Origin of the sequence: Pseudomonas syringae group sp. 26L6 (genome assembly GCF_032587815.1) — a bacterium.
Classification (GTDB): Bacteria; Pseudomonadota; Gammaproteobacteria; order Pseudomonadales; family Pseudomonadaceae; genus Aquipseudomonas; species Aquipseudomonas amygdali.
This window is the reverse complement of record NZ_JAWHPJ010000053.1, coordinates 464,342-482,590: the sequence shown is the minus strand read 5'-3', so window position 1 is coordinate 482,590 and position 18,249 is coordinate 464,342. Positions and strand designations below refer to the sequence as shown.

At 56.4% G+C, this 18,249-nt stretch carries 16 protein-coding genes and 1 pseudogene; 15 read left to right on the top strand and 2 right to left on the bottom strand.

Annotated elements, in window-relative coordinates; translation table 11 throughout:
- The first annotated feature begins 101 nt into the window (after positions 1-101).
- From RYA97_RS22520 to pilM, 15 genes and pseudogenes are all read left to right on the top strand, one after another.
- Positions 102-346, top strand: a pseudogene (locus RYA97_RS22520) (hypothetical protein).
- Positions 347-408: 62 nt separating this feature from the next.
- Positions 409-609 (top strand): CrpP family ICE-associated protein, encoded by a 201-nt coding sequence (locus RYA97_RS22515; RefSeq protein WP_074294741.1) that lies wholly within the window; start codon positions 409-411, stop codon positions 607-609.
- 104 nt (positions 610-713) lie between these two features.
- Complete coding sequence (locus RYA97_RS22510; protein ID WP_085741169.1) at positions 714-2,600, top strand: hypothetical protein; 1,887 nt, start codon at positions 714-716, stop codon at positions 2,598-2,600.
- A 2-nt stretch (positions 2,601-2,602) separates the two neighbouring features.
- On the top strand, positions 2,603-4,555 hold the full coding sequence (locus tag RYA97_RS22505; protein ID WP_085741168.1) for a DEAD/DEAH box helicase: 1,953 nt from the start codon (positions 2,603-2,605) through the stop codon (positions 4,553-4,555).
- 99 nt (positions 4,556-4,654) lie between these two features.
- Complete coding sequence (locus tag RYA97_RS22500) at positions 4,655-4,903, top strand: hypothetical protein (RefSeq protein WP_085741167.1); 249 nt, start codon at positions 4,655-4,657, stop codon at positions 4,901-4,903.
- Positions 4,904-5,106: 203 nt separating this feature from the next.
- Positions 5,107-6,240: a TcpQ domain-containing protein gene (locus RYA97_RS22495; RefSeq protein WP_004409808.1), complete on the top strand. Its 1,134-nt coding sequence runs from the start codon at positions 5,107-5,109 to the stop codon at positions 6,238-6,240.
- The gene (locus RYA97_RS22490) at positions 6,237-7,973 is read left to right on the top strand and encodes a PilN family type IVB pilus formation outer membrane protein (protein WP_011267069.1); all 1,737 of its coding nucleotides are present in this window, start codon (positions 6,237-6,239) and stop codon (positions 7,971-7,973) included. The genes RYA97_RS22495 and RYA97_RS22490 overlap by 4 nt, the downstream gene beginning before the upstream one ends.
- Before the next feature lies 1 nt (position 7,974).
- A complete protein-coding gene (pilO2, locus tag RYA97_RS22485; RefSeq protein WP_316893118.1) occupies positions 7,975-9,333 on the top strand; it encodes a type 4b pilus protein PilO2 in 1,359 nt (452 codons plus the stop codon).
- Complete coding sequence (gene pilP, locus RYA97_RS22480) at positions 9,323-9,925, top strand: type IV pilus biogenesis protein PilP (RefSeq protein WP_085741165.1); 603 nt, start codon at positions 9,323-9,325, stop codon at positions 9,923-9,925. The genes pilO2 and pilP overlap by 11 nt, the downstream gene beginning before the upstream one ends.
- Positions 9,922-11,553, top strand: a complete 1,632-nt coding sequence (locus tag RYA97_RS22475; RefSeq protein ID WP_011267067.1) for a GspE/PulE family protein — start codon at positions 9,922-9,924, stop codon at positions 11,551-11,553. The genes pilP and RYA97_RS22475 overlap by 4 nt, the downstream gene beginning before the upstream one ends.
- Entirely contained in the window at positions 11,543-12,634 is a 1,092-nt protein-coding gene (locus tag RYA97_RS22470; RefSeq protein WP_003317567.1) for a type II secretion system F family protein, read from the top strand. Before RYA97_RS22475 ends, RYA97_RS22470 begins: the two co-directional genes overlap by 11 nt.
- A gap of 38 nt (positions 12,635-12,672) precedes the next feature.
- Entirely contained in the window at positions 12,673-13,197 is a 525-nt protein-coding gene (locus RYA97_RS22465; RefSeq protein ID WP_003317566.1) for a type 4 pilus major pilin, read from the top strand.
- Positions 13,198-13,199: 2 nt separating this feature from the next.
- Positions 13,200-14,132 (top strand): ATPase, T2SS/T4P/T4SS family, encoded by a 933-nt coding sequence (locus tag RYA97_RS22460; protein ID WP_085741164.1) that lies wholly within the window; start codon positions 13,200-13,202, stop codon positions 14,130-14,132.
- Positions 14,129-15,535, top strand: a complete 1,407-nt coding sequence (gene pilV, locus RYA97_RS22455) for a shufflon system plasmid conjugative transfer pilus tip adhesin PilV (RefSeq protein WP_074996481.1) — start codon at positions 14,129-14,131, stop codon at positions 15,533-15,535. The genes RYA97_RS22460 and pilV overlap by 4 nt, the downstream gene beginning before the upstream one ends.
- A 31-nt stretch (positions 15,536-15,566) precedes the next feature.
- Positions 15,567-16,007, top strand: coding sequence for a type IV pilus biogenesis protein PilM (gene pilM / locus RYA97_RS22450; RefSeq protein ID WP_003425016.1), 441 nt, complete (start codon positions 15,567-15,569; stop codon positions 16,005-16,007).
- A 558-nt stretch (positions 16,008-16,565) separates the two neighbouring features.
- Here pilM and RYA97_RS22445 read toward each other — a convergent pair.
- Together RYA97_RS22445 and RYA97_RS22440 are read right to left on the bottom strand one after the other, a co-directional pair.
- Positions 16,566-17,525: a tyrosine-type recombinase/integrase gene (locus RYA97_RS22445; RefSeq protein WP_058444032.1), complete on the bottom strand. Its 960-nt coding sequence runs from the start codon at positions 17,523-17,525 to the stop codon at positions 16,566-16,568.
- On the bottom strand, positions 17,510-18,070 hold the full coding sequence (locus RYA97_RS22440) for a GNAT family N-acetyltransferase (RefSeq protein WP_003425019.1): 561 nt from the start codon (positions 18,068-18,070) through the stop codon (positions 17,510-17,512). The genes RYA97_RS22445 and RYA97_RS22440 overlap by 16 nt, the downstream gene beginning before the upstream one ends.
- Between the last annotated feature and the right edge of the window lie 179 nt (positions 18,071-18,249).

Sequence of the window (18,249 nt, the reverse complement as noted above, 5' to 3'; positions counted from 1 at the left end):
CCGCTGGAGCAAAAAAACGCCCTTCTCGTGGATCTACTGGTGAAATGAATCTACGAATCGGGAAGCTAACTTCACGACTATTCTCTTACAGGTCGAATCCAATGAGTGACATCAACAACTTCGTTACCTATGTCATCCGCATGCCGGACGACACCGCATCAAGGACCGCCCTGACTACTGAATTGAATGAGGCGGTTATCAGGAATGGTGGGGAGATGACAGGACATCACTAGAGGATGAAATCACGCTCAATGAGCTGTTTGAAGCACGTATGAACGACCTGGATGTCCAAGAAGCCCGGCGGGAAGCTAGGGAGCTGGCGGCAGCTGAATACCTTGAAGATTGAAAAATTCGCCTCGTTCGTGAAGCCTTGGATGTATCCGATCTACTCCACGGGAATCCTCAGTTGTGAGAACAGCCCCTACGGTGACGCACGAGACTTCGGATCGGCGTCGCCACAACAACCCTCACCGTGCCGTGATGCTCGCCGGGGCTGAAGCAGCGCGTAAGAGCATCCCTCTCCACGAATGCCCCTACCGGCATCCAGCCATGCGCGCATCGTGGCTAAAGGGGTTTGCCCAGGAGCAACAGCAAAGCTTCAAGTTTTGACTCAGGGCGATTAACCCACTCCCCCCACATTTACGGTTACGCATGGCGAGCGCACATCAGGTCTAGGACAGTGCTGCCTCAAGTCACTTTGAGCTCATTGATTCATGACTGCCGAGCCTATTTGCGAAACAACTTTCGTCCAAACTCTTCTCGACATTGCGAAATTCCCAGAGCGGCACCGGGCCGTTGCCAACACTTGGGCTGATCATTTCGACGTACCGGCGGAAGGACGTGACGAGTTCATACTGCACTACCTGACTCACACCTCATCAACTCGATGCTGGTGCGTTGCTCTCCATAACGATGACTCCGTTGCACGTCCAACTGTGGCGCGGCTCGGCAGGCAGCTGCAATACTTCGATGGCCAGCTGATTTCAGCTGTGCGATTTGATGAGAAGAGAAAAGTCCCCGGCCACGCACCAACTCCGAGCCAAGCTTTGAAGCTGGCTCATGAACTGATTACTCATGATAGTGCGAATGCACTTCTGACATCATTCTGCAAACCAGCACGGGACCTGGCGCGGGATGAAGCGGAACTTAGTATAAGACCGCTGGTGAAATTCAATATGGGCGCGCTTAGTTCAGAGGGCCGGAACAAACGTTTTTACGCGCCACGCGGCCGCTTTTACATCACCTGTATCGGCGCGGCAGTGAAGAGGTTTTGTCAGAGCCTCGACCAGGAGCTGTTGCATGCAGTGCGTTCCGTGCAGTGCCCTTCCGCCAAACTTTACAACTGGCTCGCTCAAGGCGATCGCACACGTCGACTACAGGCCTTGAAAGCACAACCGGTGTTGGTGCCGGTGTTGATCGTTGGGGTTGGAATGCCGTGGCCCATGATTGCAGGTGGACTGCTGGTGGAATGCCCATGGTTCGAACTTCAGGAGTTTTGCTGCTCCTGGGAGGGTGAAACCATCATGGACGGGGCCGGGTTCGTGGGAAGGGCAGTCGACACTGGCTTGCCGCTCAACAGGGTTCTGGCATGGCTGTTCTCGGTACCGACGTCCTCGATCCGTTTCCTTGGCCACCAGCGGGTCTACGACACCGGCAGCGCGCTCAGTCGTTTGAATTCCGAGGGCCTTGAGGCAGGCTGGGAGCATCTGATCGCGGGCTCTGTGCTAGGCAATCGTCGCCCGAGAACCAAAGCAGAATGGCGTTTTTTCTATGCGTTCAGATCAGCGATTCCATGGGATTTACTCCGCCCCTTGCGTGATATGAACAATCTTTTGGTGGGCTGCCCTACTGACTGGGCAGACCCTGCCTGGTCCGGCATGGCGGCCAAACTTGTTGATTTAAGAGAGCTGTTCGACAACCTAGAACGGGCTGGTAGTTGCGAGGCTCGTAACACCAAGCGGCGCCTGTACGCGTTTGTAAGCGATTTGAACTTCCGCCAAATATCAAATGTGGTCGATGCATTCCATGGAGCTCTCGCAGACATCAGAGCGGGGCTGGAGCGGGATTTCCCGCCTGAGCCATCTGATTGTTTCACAAGGTGGCCGGGGCTGCTGCTGGGCAGTGATCCAATCACCTGCAGTACGACCGGTTTGCAGATCTTCGAATTACGCTGCCCAGCAGACTTAGACCAGGAGCATCGCTCTCTGGGTCACTGCATCGACACATACGACTTCCGTGCATATTCGGGCAACTGCCGACTCTTATCCATCCGATCTGAAGGGCTGCCGCTGGCATCGGTCGAGCTCACACTCAGAACAGGCCGCAATGAGCGAGTGACTGGCGATTTTACACCTCAGCATTTGCATATCGCTCAGATTAGAGACCACGAAAACAAAACCCCAGATGCTCACTCGGCAGTGATGAACGCTTTTGAGTTATTCATGGCCGCAGTCAGAAGCGGTCGTATGCCCGTGCTCCTGGAATGGCCAAATATGGCGATGAAGATGGCGCGTTACGCTGATGAAAAATCGATGTTCAACATCCGCTTTGGGGAAGAGATCGTGGGCTGGGCTAACAGTTTGTTGGACAAGGGGCTCTGAAGATGGCATCGGCCCAATTGATGAACAAGCGTCCGGTATTGCTTCGCAAAGCCATTTTCGATGGCTACGACTTCGGGCTGTCCCTCAGTTACCTACAAGGTGCAAACAAGCTTTTGCTTCGCCGGAGGGGCTTTTTCATACGCAGGTCTGATCACCCACTGAACCAGTTTTGGCGTGTGCCCAAAGACAAGCTACTCGATGACCTCGATGTGCTCTATCGGGAGCTGGCAGAGCTCGCGGATGGCAAACACATCGAAAGCTGGCAAGCATTCAGAGACAGGATTACCTCTGCCCAGTCCGACGTGCACCGTGACGCATTCACCTGGGGGATGAAGTTCAGGCTCGCGCCGCTGGCGGAAGGCGGTGTGATCCTGTCGGGAGATTTTCATCCTGGTGCTGTAGCAATCGCCAAGCGCATGCGTGGGGTGTTCCTCTCGGCGGGCAAAGCCTGGCGAGTGCAGGGCACACCAGAATTGGTTCGTAGTAACCTGATTCTGGAACTGGGATTGGACGAAGATCAGTTCGAAATTCTGGACACGCTGCAGGAGTTGCTCGCTGACGGGTCGGTCAATGCGGTGAATGAGGTCACCAGTATCAGTCTGGGTGGCCACTCTCCGGAGTCGACCAAAAGCGAAGAGGAAGTTTCAGATTCAGGTATCTACCTGGCATCTGTCCCATCCATCAGAAACACCGAGTTGACCAGTGCCGATATCGATAAGGCGCTGGAAGAATTCTCGCTGATGGATCATCAGCCAGCAGGAATCAAGCACCTGCTGCAGCGCACGAGCGCGCTTTTGGCCGACGACATGGGACTGGGCAAAACTCGCCAGGCTGTGATCGCCGCTGGCATACGCGCGCAAGGTAAACCGGTTCTGGTGATTGTGCTCAACAGCCTGATCATCAACTGGCAGCGTGAGATCCTGATGGTGTTTCCTCAGGCTCAAATCGCAATGCAAACTTTTGATGCGAACGCTGGCTGGATCATCGTGAACTACGAGAGGCTGGGTGATTTTGTCATGCACGCGAATCGTTTCGCGGTGATGGTCATTGACGAGGCTCACCGACTCAAGGAACCCACTGCTGCATGGACACGCCACGGTTTCGACATCGCGGCTCAGGTACAAAACCGCTACTTGTTGACGGGCACGCCTGTGCTCAATCGCGAAGCCGAGCTGCACACACTCCTCAGGCTTTCAGGCCATCCAATCGGACAACTGCCCCTCAATGAGTTCTGCGAGCGATTCGCCGGCAGTCCTGAGTTTCGCAAGACGCTTAGAGATGAGATATCCGACTGGATGCTTCGTCGCCGCAAGGATGTGCTGCCCAACCTGAAGGGGAAGCAGCGGCAGACTGTGCCGGTGATACTCAGCCAGGTAGAACGTGACGAGTACAATCAGATCATGCGCAGCGACCAGCACCGATTCGCAAGGCTGGGCGCACTGCGTCAGCTGCTCGAGCGCGTGAAGGTAAGGATCCTTGCGGATCTGATGGCCGAGCTGGACGTCGACGACAAGGTGATCCTCTTCTGCGAGTATCAGGAATCCGTCGCCACGTTGCGCGAGCACTGCCTCAAGTTGGGCGTCGGGTGCGTGACGTTGGTGGGAAGTGACTCGCCCAAGAAGCGCCAGAAGGCGATTGATGCTTTCCAGCAGGACCCGGACTGCAGGGTGTTCATCGGGACCAGGTCGGCCGCCGGCACAGGTTACAACCTCACTGCTGCGAACTATGTCTTTTTTCTGGGGCTTCCATGGACACCGGGGCTGCAGGACCAAGCTGAGGATCGAGCCTATCGCAACGGGCAGTTGCGCATGGTTGTCGTCAAAATCCCTCTAGCTGAGGACACCATCGACCAGCAGCTGTGGCAGATGCTCATGGACAAGCGCGCCCTGGCCAGCGATCTGATCGATCCTGAAGCAGAAGAGTCCAGCAAGAAGGCTCTCGCTGAGATCATCTGAGTGATTCGTGCGGCACCATGACGGGCAATTCCAAAGCAGCTACGATTGCTTTAATCTTCGCCATTATGCCAATAGGTCAAGCTGCCGAGGGAGCTCCTCATGCTCAAATCGATTGTTTCAAATCTGGAACCTGTACTGCTCAGAATCTCTAGAGTTGGTAATGGATGCGGCTTTCTGCTCATCGTTGGTTACGTCCTGCTTTCCATGGTTTCGCTGATGCAGGACCCGAACTTCGACCAACCACGGTTGGCTCAAGAGTTCGCGCCCCTCATAGTTTGCGCATTTGGTGCCGGTACACTGAGCATGGTTCTGCAGATGATGATCAGATCAAACGCTCGTTCAAGCTGAAGCCTGGACCTCGTTGAAGAGCGTTGTGCTCTGATCAACTGACGGCCTGAACGATCAGGAGGGTTGCTACTGCTGCCCTCCCCACCTCCCTTATCCCCACGCCTGCTCGAATAACCTGAATCGATCCGTTAAGGGTTTAGCAGTGCTTTGCAACCTTAGCGCTGGCACCTTGGCCACCATCAAGAAATGGGGTCAAGGCACACATGATCAGGCAGCTTTCCACACTTTCCATACTCGCGCTGTTCGCCGGATGCACGTCTGTAGCGGACAAACCGGTTGGACCTGCTTTCGACAGCAGCCAGAATCCTGAGCTGCTCTCGCCAGACCTGTACTCAAGTGGCGCAAAGTCCGGTCAGGAGCCAATGGTCCGCTATGGTCGCTACGCCCTGGTGAATACCGCTCCGGAAGCGGAGCAACGCGATCTGATGGCCCAGATCATCGATGTCAGCATTCCCGCCAACATGCATCCGTCCGTCCAGGACGCGATGCAGTATGTGGTCAGCCGCTCAGGCTACACGTTGTGCCCACCGAGCACCGGTCACGTAAACATCTTGTTCACACGTCCTCTTCCGGCTGCCCAGTACAAGCTCGGCCCAATGAGCCTGCGCAACACGCTGCAGGTACTGGCCGGTCCGGCATGGCAGGTCAAGGTCAACGAAGTAACGCGCGGTGTGTGTTTTGTACTGCGGCCAGGTTACCAACTGCCAGAGACGTCTAAGCCCGTGGCACTGGCTCAACCTGCGCAACCGGCCAGCACTGGATCAACCTCGGTAGCCAGCACCTCCTCTGCCGTTACTGTTGTAACTGCCCCGGCAACCGGAACCCCATTCAGCAAGGACACATCGCCTGCAGGGCAACCGCAAACCACGGTCGTCACGCAGGCAAAAGCGCAACCAGCTGCATCCATCAGCACCCCAGCCAAGGAAGGCACCCCTACACAGCAAAAGCCGACTCCTGTGAGCGCGGCTCCGGCGAAGGCCACATCTCAGACCACCGTCACCAAGAGCATCGTTTCGACCAGCCAGGCTCCTATGAAGCCTGAACCAGCAGCGAAACCCGTAGCAACCGCTGCGCCACAGCAAACGTGGAATGCACCTGTGGGCAGTACCTTGCGTCAATCGGTTGAAGACTGGGCCAAGCGGGCCGGCTGGCAGGTTATCTGGGTACCGGAGGACCTGGACTACCCCATCGAAGCACCGCTGAGTTTTACAGGCTCCTTCAGTTCGGCGGTCAGGCAGATATTCCCGCTGTACGACAACGCCAAACGGTCCTTTGTGGTGGACGGTAATGAGGGCAATGGTCAGCAGGTTCTGCACGTATCGGAGAGGAAAAAATGAGCATGCCCTTCATGCGTCAGACCGCTCTGAGTCTCGCTGTTCTAACGGCATCAGCATGCTCAGTGCAACGGGTGGATGAAGCCGCTGCGCGGGCAGAGGCTACCGCCGATTCTGCCGGCCGTTACGCGGCTATCCAGCGTAACAAGCAGCAACAGGAACGTCGGGACACAGTGATATTCAGCGACAAACCCTGGGTTTCAACGCAGCCAGTTGTTGCGAGACGAGGCATCCCCACCAAGTATGACTGTGAGGTCGCATATAGGCCTGCTGGCAGTGTCGGAATTGCTGAAATTGCCCAGTACATTTCCAGACAGTGCGGGATCCCTGTCCTGGTCTCGCCGGATGCGCTCAATCCTGGCCTGCTGAACGCTAATGCACCTGCACAGGGCAACAATGCGCCTCCAATCAGCACGGCCCCCAACCCTGATAGCCTGGCCGGGTTGCTGCCTGCAGGTATTACGGGCGGCTCCAACCTGGCGCAGGCCTCTCAGGGGAGAAGTTCTGACTTCGCATCCATGCTGACACCGAACCTCGTCAGTGGGTTGCGCTTCACAGGGAAAGCCTCGGGTCTGCTGGATGAGGTCACCGCGCGGCTGGGACTCACCTATCGATTCAATCCCACCTCACGGTCAGTGCAGGTCAGCTATTTCGACACCAAGGTGTTTGACGTCTACGCATTTGGAGACGTGCAGGAAATCAAAAGCACCGTCAGATCCGGTATGACCACCTCCTCAGGTTCGGGAAGTGGTTCGTCGAGCGGATCATCGTCAGGTAGCAGTTCCTCAGGCGTTTCGGGTGACTCGGGCAGCAACCAGAGCACTACAGTCACTCTCAACACATCGATCCTGACTGACATCCAGAGCAACGTGAGGGCAATGCTGAGTACCTCGCCGCCTGGTCGCATGTATCTGTCACCGTCGACCGGGACGTTGACCGTGACTGACCGGCCCGACGTGCTTTCGAACGTTGAGACCTATCTGGCCAAGACCAACCACGCGATCACCCAACAAGTGCTGTTCAATGTGAAGGTGTTTGAGGCGACGCTGACCGACACCGATCAGCTGGCTTTGAACTGGGCGGCCGTCTACAACTCGCTGAGCACAAAGTGGGGCCTGTCTCTCTCGAATACTGTGCCAGGCATCAGCTCGAGCGCAATCTCGGGCTCTGTTGGCATTGTCGATACGGCCAACTCTGCCTGGGCAGGTTCGAACGCGATCATCCAGGCAATCGCAGAGCAGGCCCGGATCTCGAATGTTCGATCGCCGTCTGTGACCACATTGAATCTGCAGCCTGCTCCGCTGCAGATCGGCAACGTCCAAGGCTACATCCCATCGGTTCAGACCAACACCACGGCGTCAGTGGGCTCCAGCACGGCAATTACTCCGGGCACTATCACCTCCGGCTTCAACATGACACTGCAGCCTCGCTTGATGGACGATGACGAGATGTTGCTCATGGTATCGATCAATATGAGCTCCAAACCTACCTTCGAGCCATTCACGAGCAACGGCTCCAGCGTCCAGATCCCCAACTACGATGCGAAAAGTTTGTCACCGAAGGTGAAGCTGCGCAGCGGTCAGACATTGATCCTGTCGGGCTTTGAGGAGCTCAGCGACAACACGGACAAGATCGGCACAGGTTCCCCCGGATTCTTCGGGCTTGGAGGTGGGCGTAAGCGCACCTCGTCAAAAAGCGTTCTGGTAGTGCTGATCACCCCGATTGTGACCAACTGACATGGCGAACCTGTTCTCTCTGATACGAAAGCGCGCTACTCGCCCCCCAACGCCCAGCGATGGCAAAGTTCAGATTCTGACTTATCACGGACGATCTTTCGTTACAGGCCTGCTGTGGCACCCGTTGGGTAGCCTTACCGGCTACATGAAGGAAGCACGCCAGTTTGGTCGCACCCAGCAAATGGACATCGTGGCCATCAGGCATACCGAGTCGGTGATTCAGGCTGGATTTGTTTCGCAGAATGACGGTGCAGTCAAAGGTATGTATTCCCTTGCAGCTGCACTCGCCGGGCAGCTGGGCGCATCGTGGCTGGCTGCCTGGAAGATCGAGGACGCCGAGGATAGATACGCCTTGGTCGCAGTGTACCGAGGTGCGGTCATACCCGGTGCAGACCTGGTAGGCAGCAGTGAGGAAATAAAAAAGAAGGTGGCTCAGCAACTGAGCCGCTCGATGAGCTTCGACAAGATTTTTCTCCCCCCGGAGTTTGGTCGCGGTGGCGAACAATTCGACCCTGAAGCATTGTTGCAGCCATCAAATCTCAAGCGCGAATACAAACTGACACCGCTGGCATTCGGCCTGTCCAGACAGGAACTGCTGAAAGCCGGGGTGATTGGTGCCTTGGTCGTGGCCGGCCTGATTGGGTGGCACCAGTGGAATGAACATAAGCTGCAACTTGCTCGTCAGGCGCAGCAAGCGGCAGAAGCTGCAAGGCAAGCCGAATTGGATGCCCTGAACCAGCGAACAAACTCCCCAGTTGTGATCGAGGCGCTTGTACATCCGTGGGTAAAACAGCCTTCTGTCCCAGTATTTCTTAGAGGCTGTAGCGGCGCAATTGACCAGTTACCACCGGCAATCGAAGGATGGCTATTCGTTTCCGCTAAATGCGACGGAACGCTGATGTCGGCCAACTACAACCGCACCGGCAACAGCACCACGATGGCTTTCAGCGCAGCTACGGCGGGCTACTTTGCTGATACGCCAGCGTTTTACGACGAAGGCAACATGGCCGCGGTGAAGCTCACCTTCGAGCTGCCGCTGGCGGGTGATGACGTTCTGAACCCGGCAACGCAGGCCTTGGACAGCATCACTTCATGGCTGCAAGCCCAGAACGTCCAGCCCAAGATCACGGAAGTACCTGTGACGGTTGTCCAGCCACCAGCTTTGCCTGGCCAGCCAGCCCCTCCACCACCACCGCCTCCGGATTATCGACACTTCGAGATCCGCTACACGAGCCTGTTACCGCCAGCGACTGTTCTTCAAGGCGTGGAAAGCACGGGCATGCGCCTGCGTGAAATCAAAACCGACTTTCAAGACGGCAAATTAACCTGGAACGTCATAGGTGACCTCTATGTGCATTAACCCTCGCGCCTCCATTCTGATGACGTTTCTATTGTCCTGCGTGGCTGCCGGCAACATGGCCGTCGCTGCCGACCCATCTCCCACCGACCTGAGCCGGATCAACATTGGTGAGTTGTCCCAGGTGCAGAGTGAAACCCTGCTCTTCACAGCACAGGCGGCGCGGGCTCGTGCCAAGGAAGACATCGTAAACGGAGCCAAAACAACCACGTCTGTGCCGGTTCAGACTACGCAGAACGCTTACACGACCCCCGCCCCGGCCAGCAACAGCACACCGCAGTTGCCGGTGGTCAAGACCGTGTTCAGGATGAATAACGCTCTGTATGCAACGTTACTGTACAGAAGTGGTTTCGAGGTCGATGCATCTGTTGGTAATGCTGAGCTGCCAGGAGGATTCAAGGTAATCAGCGTGTCACTCGACAGCGTGGTACTGGGCCATGACGGACGCCGATATCCATTAGGTTTCTCGACCCGGGCACCAAGTGGCTCGGTTGACGCGCCCCAAATGTCACTGCAGACACTCAAGCCTGTAGCTCCGGGGCAGCCCTCGGCTATGAGTCCGCTGTCCAGCATGTCGCAGGAGTTTCAGCGATGAGCGGCGCGGTACGAATTGAGCCAGACATTGAGGCTGATCCGTTGGCACGCCAGGTCGCCCGGCCGACCGCAGTCGTGCAACCGATCACCATTGCCATGCAATCTGACGTGGTCGGAACCGTCCTGACTGCGGAGGGAAATCGGTGGGGGGACATCACCAGCGAGTTGCGTCAGCTCGTTGCCTTGTTAGCACCTGCCCCAGAGGCTGAAGAAGCAGAATTGCTCGTGTCGTCTCAGCACATGCACGACCCTTATGTGATGGCATTTATGGACCGCCTGGACCGAGCCGGCGTGCCGTTTCAGACCATCAGCAGCACGCTCAGCGACATCAAGTCTCTGTATCAGAATGCGGGTAAAGCTTTCGCCGGATCTATAGACAGTACCCAGCGTCAACAAGAGGTGATTCGTATCATCGGCGCGGCCCATGCACGACGTGCTTCCGACGTTCACTTCATCGTTGGCCACGAAATCACCTACATCAAGTTTCGTGAGGACGGTCTCTTGCGGGAGTACGGGCAGATCCAGAGCGCCGTAGGAAACGAGCTTTGTTCTTCACTTTTCAACTCAATGTGCGACGTCAAATCTGAGGGCTACTATCAACCGGAACTGAAACAAGATGCGCGCATGGCTCGCACCTTCCTCGATCAATTGGGACTGTCAGGGGCCCGTGTAGCAACCCGCCCTCTGGTCGAAGGGCCTTTGATGGTGCTGCGACTGATTTATGACGATCAGGAGAAACAGTCCGTCGACGATCTGGGATTTCTGCCAGAACAGAATTTGCTGTTCAAGCGGCTGAGAAGTCTTCCTTACGGCGTGATCATATTGACCGGTCCGACTGGATCAGGGAAATCGAAGTCGCTCCAGGTGCAGATCAACCTTCTGGCTGAAGAGTGCAAAGGCACAAAACATATCCTGACCGTTGAGGACCCGCCCGAATATCCGATGCGTGCAAATCAGTCCCCTCTTGGCAGCAATGAGTCATGGGGAGAATCCATTACAAACTCCGTGCGACTCGACCCCGACATACTGATGTATGGGGAGATTCGAGACCTTGAATCAGCTCAGGGGGCACTGCGAGGGGGGATGACCGGCCACCTGGTTTTATCGACTCTGCACACCAACAACGCTGTAGCAGCAATTCCTCGCCTGATCGACATGGGGGCTGATACAAGCCTGGTCACCGACCCTACACTCATTGTCGGCCTTATCAACCAGTCACTGCTGCCAACGCTGTGCAAGAAGTGTCGCGTGCCTGCGCGCAGCCAGATCAGTACCTTGGATCCGCAGCTGGTCGAGCGGCTCGAAAAGATGACCGTGCTGGATCAGGTCTATCTGGCTGGGCCGGGTTGCTCTCTATGCCGTGACGGGGTGAACGGCAGGGCCGCTGTCGCCGAGATTCTTCTCCCGACCCACCGGTTCATGGAGGAGATCCGAAAGAATGGCCCAAGCGCTGCGCGCCAGTATTGGGTCAAGCACATGGGTGGTATCACGAAGGTTGCCCACACGCTCATCAAGATAAATACAGGGCTGATTGACCCGCGCATGGCAGAGGCCGTAGTCGGTCCATTGGATTTTGACAGCTACATGCTGGATGCCGAAGCGCCTGAGGCAGAAGTCCATGCTCAGTAAGGTGATGGATGCCTGGTCTGGGCTTGTAGATGGCTTTTACAGGAACCAGTTTGGAGGCAATGAGCGGATCCGGCTTTACGAGAGCATGACCGCTCTGCTCGAGAACGGGGTGCCGCTCGACCTGGCTCTTGATCGTATTGGATCGATCTACAGTGATGGAGGCCGACGTGCTCGACATCCGATCGCGCTTGCCAGCTATGGCATAGGCAAAGCTGTGGACGGCGGCAAGACGCTGGCCCAGGCCTGCCTTAACTGGGTGCCTTATCAGGAGCACGCCGTTATCAGCGCCGGCGAGAAGTCAGGGAACTTGATCCAGGCATTCAGCGACTGCGTGCGGATCATCGAGGCTCGGCAAAAAGTGATGAGGCTGGTGGTCTCAACGGCCTCGTACCCGGTTTTTGTCTGGAGCCTGATGGCCTACTTGCTGAACGTAATCGCCACCCGGGTGGTGCCGGCCATGAGCCGCTCATCCAACCCAGAAGCCTGGTCCGGCGCACCCATGGTTCTGCACATGATCGCCACCTTTGTGACTAACTGGGGACTTCTGACTTTGTGCCTTGTGGTAGTCCTGGTTGTCACCAGTGTCGTCACTCTGCCTTACTTCCGTGGCCCTTGGCGGACAAGGCTGGAGATCTTGCCTCCCTGGTCAATCTACAAAGCGCTCCACGGCTCAACGTTCCTCCTCAATATCGCAGTCATGCTGCGAGCAAACATCGATCCGCTCGGAGCGTTGGACACGTTAAAGCGTGGGGCAAATCCGTGGCTGCGTGAACGCCTGGAAGCCGCCCACTACGGGGTTCGGATGGGTAAAAACTTTGGGGAGGCTTTAGATCTTTCCGGGCATGAATTCCCAGACCACGAAGCGATTCAATTTCTGATTGTTCTCTCCACTACGCAGAGCTTCTCGGCTGCAGTGCACCGCTACAGCCTTCGCTGGTTGGAGATATCACTGAAACAGGTCGAGCGTTACGCAAAGACACTGTCCCTCGTATCCATGGTTCTGATCGGCCTGTTGATGATTCTGGTCATGGTCGGGGCCTACAGCATGACCGGCAATGCCACACAAGGCATGACGCACTGAGCACTACACCCGTTACCCACATACCCAGGACCACACACATGCAAAACACCACTCACTCCGCTCGGGCGAACCAGATCGGTTATATCTCGATTGAATTGCTCTTCGTTCTCATCGTTATCCTGATCGGGATGGGCTACGCCCTTTACAACGGTTGGGGCGCGATGGGCAGTTCGGACGTCAACAACGAACAGGGTAACGTCGGTCAATTGATCGCGAACACTCGCAAGCTCAAAGGCAGTACCGGTTACGGAGCGTCAGGGACCGATCTGATCGCCCAGCTCAGCTCGATACGTGGCCTGCCCAATATGTCGTTCTCCAGCGGCAAGCTCTACAACGCCTGGAGTGGCCAGGTCACTGTGGTTGCCAACGGGATGACATTCACCGTGACCGAGGCCGGTTTGCCCCAAGATGCCTGTGTGACACTGGCCACGAAGATTGGACGCGGGCAGAAGGTCACCACCTCTATCAATGGCGGCACAGCTGTGAACGGCGAGGTGAGTTCAGCTGCTGCCACCAGTGGCTGCTCTACTGATAGCAACACGTTGGCTTGGACGGCCTACTGAGCATGAACCCAATTATCGACACGCCTTTTAGTGACCTCTACTTGGGGCCGGATTTTACGGACGTAAAAGGCCTGGATGGCCAGAGCGGACGTGTCGAGGCTCCGGAAAACTGGAAAGAAAGCGCCCTGCTATTACGGGAGGAATGCGCAAAGCATTTTGAAGTGCATCAGGATCCTGAGTTCTCGTTGATCAAAGAAGGAACGGTGCTTCGCGTCACTCAGATACCCGATGCCTTTGGCCAGGCCGTGTTCGTACTGCGCAGATCAAATGCGCAGGTCCGGCGGTTCGACCAATTGGGTTTTCCTGAAGACCTTGTCGAATCGCTGCTTACGAAGCAGGTGCGCGGCCTGGTGATTTTTTGCGGCGAGATTTGCACCGGTAAGACGTCAAGCGCAGCTTCGCTGATCATCGCCAGGCTAAATGCGTGCGGTGGGATCGCGTTGGCTGCAGAGGATCCAGCTGAGACAGATTTGAACGGTCGTCACGGACCTGGTCGTTGCATCCAGATGCAGGTTTCGAGACGCAATGGCGGGTATGAGGAGGCTTTGATGAGAGGCCTCCGCTCTGGCGCGGACATGATGCTTATCGGTGAGATCAGAGACACCCCCACGGCAGTTCAGGCAGTGCGAGCGGCAATCAATGGCCTGTTCATCATCACCACAGTTCACGCGGGAACAGTACCGCAGGCGATCGAGCGAGTAGCGACTCTTGCGGAGCCGGCCATCAGCAACGTCCGATCAATTCTGTCACAGGGTTTGGTAGCTGTAGCTGCGCTTGCCCTCGAAGGTGAAGGCGAAATGCGACATCTGAAGATCCAGAGCCTTTCACTGACTGGACCTGACGGCCCTGGTATTCGAGAGAAGATCCGATCAAATCAAATCGCAATGATTAGCCAGGATGTGGATCAACAATCGAACAGGAGCCTCTGGGGATGAATGTTCTCAAGCATAGCCAGACCAGAAAGAATGGTTTTGTGGTGATCGAGCTGCTCTTCGGCCTGATCATTTTCGCCATTGCGTCGGCCATAGGCGTCTCGCTGATGGCCGACAGGATGGATGCGCAGAACTATCAAATCGCAGCTCAGCAACAGCAGCAGATCGCAGAGGCCGCTTCTAAATACCTGAAGGACAATTTCGCAACGGTCTATGGATCGGCGGGCACAACCACGCCTGCGACGATTACCCCTCAGATGCTACGCAACACCAACTATCTGCCAGCCAGCTTCAGTGACACAAATGCATTCGGTCAGAGCTACGTGGTGCTTGCTCGAAGGGTCAACGTCAACCAGCTCGAATCCATCGTGATCACTACCGGTGGCCAGGCTATCGATGAGATCGGTACCCGGACGATTGCGGAAAATATGGGTGCGCCGGGTGGCTTCATCCCGTTCAACAACACCGGCGTTATCCAAGGAGTACGAGGCGGCTGGCAACTTGCGCTGAGCAACTATGGGATCAACCCAGGCGTTGGCCACACTGCAAGTGCCTTGTTTCTCCAGGATGGCACGCTCTCCAACGACTACCTGTACCGCAACGCCATCCCAGGAAAGCCTGAACTCAATCGCATGAACACGGCGCTCAGTATGGGAGGAAACAATGTCAACGATGTGGCTGCATTGAACGCCTCTGGAACAGTGACGGTTGGAGGTAATGTCGACACTGCTGGGTCAGTGAACGCCGTTGGCAACGTGAGTGCCTCGGGATCTGTCACAGCCCAGGGGAATGTGAGTGCGTCGGGGAGCGTCACAGCCCAGAGCAACGTCATCGCTGCAGGTGATGTATACGCGCAGTCGGTGAATGCCTCGGCCAACCTCACGGGGGCGGCTGCCCGCATATCAGGCGAGACTGTCACAGGCGGTTGGTTTCGCACTCAGGGCGACACCGGCTGGTACAGCGAAAAATGGGGTGGTGGCTGGTACATGAGTGACTCGGACTGGGTTCGGGTCTACGGCGACAAGAACCTCTACACAGCCGGGAACATCCGGGGTGGGACAGTGACTTCGGAAGGTCGCGCGACCGTCGGTGAATACCTGCAGCTGAATGGCGTTGCAACTGCCGGCACTGCCTGTGCTGCAAACGGTATGGTTGGTCGAACCAGTACGGGTCGATCCCTTTCTTGTGATAACCAGGTCTGGGTGGTGAACGGTTCCAGTGCCCCTACCTGCACGGCAAAAACCATCCCCGGCTACGACGCAAACGACGTCACTACCTACGCTTGCCCAGTCGGCTACACAAAAGTTGGTTGGGACACGGCCGGCTCAGGCCAACGATTCAGCAGTACCCCAGGAATCGTGGTCGGCCAGAACGATTACGCCACCATTTTCTGTTGTCAGTTCTGACCAGGCTCATAACTGTCATCGAGGACGTAGAGTGAACATTTACTGGCTTGCAATGGTGGTGATTACAGCAGTGCTCGGAATGGTTTATGAGAAGTCACACCAGGCAGAACAGAGCTCCCAGACCGTAGAAATCTCCTTGATTGCTCATAACGTCCTCGTCTACAGAAATGCCTTGGCCGAGTATGCCTACGCTCACAAAGCTGCATCAGGAACGGTGGCCGATAACCAGTTGGCACTGCCCACCTGGTACGCGCGTTACCCTGGGGTGGAGGGAGTGATCGATGCTGGACGAAGTTACGCGTTCGTCGGATCCCCTCCTCCCGGTCTTGTTTCAGAGATGATCAATTTGACTGGGGGGTCGCTGGCCATCGGAACGGCGTCGTCTGGCAGCCTTGTCACCCCGTCATCTGGTAACGTGGGGGTCGCACTGCCGGCGACAGTACCCAACGGCGCAGCCGTGGCGTACCAATGAGTCAATTGACGGATCGTCACAGATGCGAACAGAAAGGCAGCAGGGGCGCATGCCCCTGCTGGTGTTGCTTAGACTTGTTGAATTAGTCGAATCAGACGAATAGACCAGTAAACGGTCTGCAGCGCTCTAATCAACTCTTCAGGTATGAATCGCAGCATGGCGATGTCCTCGCAGAGTGAATGGGATCAGGATTAGGCTCCTGACATATCCACACGACAGCGAGTAAACCCCCTAGAGGAGTTGACGCAGAGGGTTACCAGCAATACTCTGAGATTTCCTAGGTCCCGTTGTATGCGTCATGTGTTGCACCGATGTTAAACGCAAGAAAATTGCATTGCCACCTGATAAAGACAGTGATGCACTCTGCCCCCGCCTCGCGCGGGGGTTTTTATGACTACGCGATTTTCGTAGAAATGGTGTTTTGAGGTATCTGGAAGCATCCGGGAGACCTCTACGAGCCTTTCCGTCAAATTTCGAGATTTGGAGTGAGCAGTAATTACCAACCTTAATTCTCCGACGAGTGGTAGTGGTTGAAGGGTGGCCCACAATCCGCGGTTCTCAGTATTTGACTTTAAACGTCGGAGAGTCTTCCGGTCGCTGGCCGCGTCGATCATACAAACGCGTCGTGCTGATGTTTGCGTGCCCCAGCCAGATCTGCACCTTGGCAATGTCCGCGTCATGCTCAAGCGCGTTTGTCGCCGCCGTGGCCCGCAAACCATGGACGCCCAGACCATCAACCTTGATGCCGGCAGACATCGCCCAATGACACACGATCTTATAAATGCCATCGGCGCTCAGCCCGGTACCAGAGGCGCGACCTCGTAGTGACCTAAACAGCGACCCATTCCCTGCTCCTCGCTCAAGATCCTTTTCCATATATGCGTAGATACGTTCGGCGGCCACGGGGTGCAGCGGTAGCCAGCGCAGCTTGCCGCCTTTGCCGTTCACCCGCAGGTGCTTAATGCCCCGTCGCTCCTGCAAGTCGCTGGTTTTCAACTGCGCGCCCTCCTCCCGGCGCAGGCCGTGGTACAGCAGCACGGCCAGCACAGCACGATCTCGTAGTCCCTTGAGGCTGTCAGCCGGCGGCGCATCGAGAAGCGCCTTGGCCTGGTGGTCCGCGAGCGCGGGCGTCTTCCCTTCGTTGCTTTCGATCCGGGGCCGCTTGACGCCGTGGACCGGATTGCCCCCTGCCACTGCATTGTTCTCGAGCAGATGATCAAACAGGCTGGCAAGCGCGGCGAGTTTACGCCGGATCGTTGCTCCGGCCAGACCACGCTGCTCCAACCGAGCGCGCCAGGCCAGGACATGTGCGCGCGTCACGGCCCGAAACTCTTCGGCCCCGGCCAAGCCGACGAAACTGCAGAAGTCTTGTAGGTCGATCTGATACGCCCGGCGGGTACGTGGATTATCGATATTGGCAAACCACTCCACGGCTGAGGGTACAGCCGTCAGTTGCTGGAACTCCGCCGCCGTAAGCCGACGTCCGCCATCCTCAATTGAGATCAATTCTCCCGGCATGGACCGTACTCCGCGTCCCATTTAGCCTTAATAGCAGGCCACTCATCCGATGCCATGAGCTCACGCTGCAAGCGCTCATGGATCGGCTCAGGCACTAGGTGCTGCCAGCGATCCATTTCGGCGATCATTTCCATGCTACGAATCTCATCTCCGATTACGGCTCCCACCGCCGCAAAACGTATCCGCGCCTTGTGCCAGAATCCATCTGATGTGCCAAATTGATACAGGGGCACTATGGGCAGGTGGTGCTTTTGCCAGAGTTGCCAGAGCGCGCTTAAGGCGAACCCGCGTCGTCGATAATCTGCGTCGATTTCGATCTTGTCGATGTAGAGCCGGTCCTGCAGCGGGTTGATGCAGTAATCAATGTGGCCCACTCGCTTGCCCTCGACCTCCAGCCTGGCCAAATAGTCCATCCCAGGGAAAACGAAGTTGCCTCGTGGCGCTGCTTGCTCCTGAACCAACAAACTCAACTTGTGCGCCACCTGAATCATCATTTCAGCTTCGCGTCTATGAAAATAATGCCGAACTGGCTCAATGATAGACATACGGTCAGCCCTCCTGAATTAGCGTGATAACGTATTTCTTACATTGGTAAGTAACGGCCATAACCGACAATGGTACGCATGCGCCGCCGGGGGACGTGGTGTCAACGAGCTGACGAACAGCCATAATCCTTCACGATTTCTAGCCGATAGCTTCAAGACCAGGCCTCTGGCCATCTTGC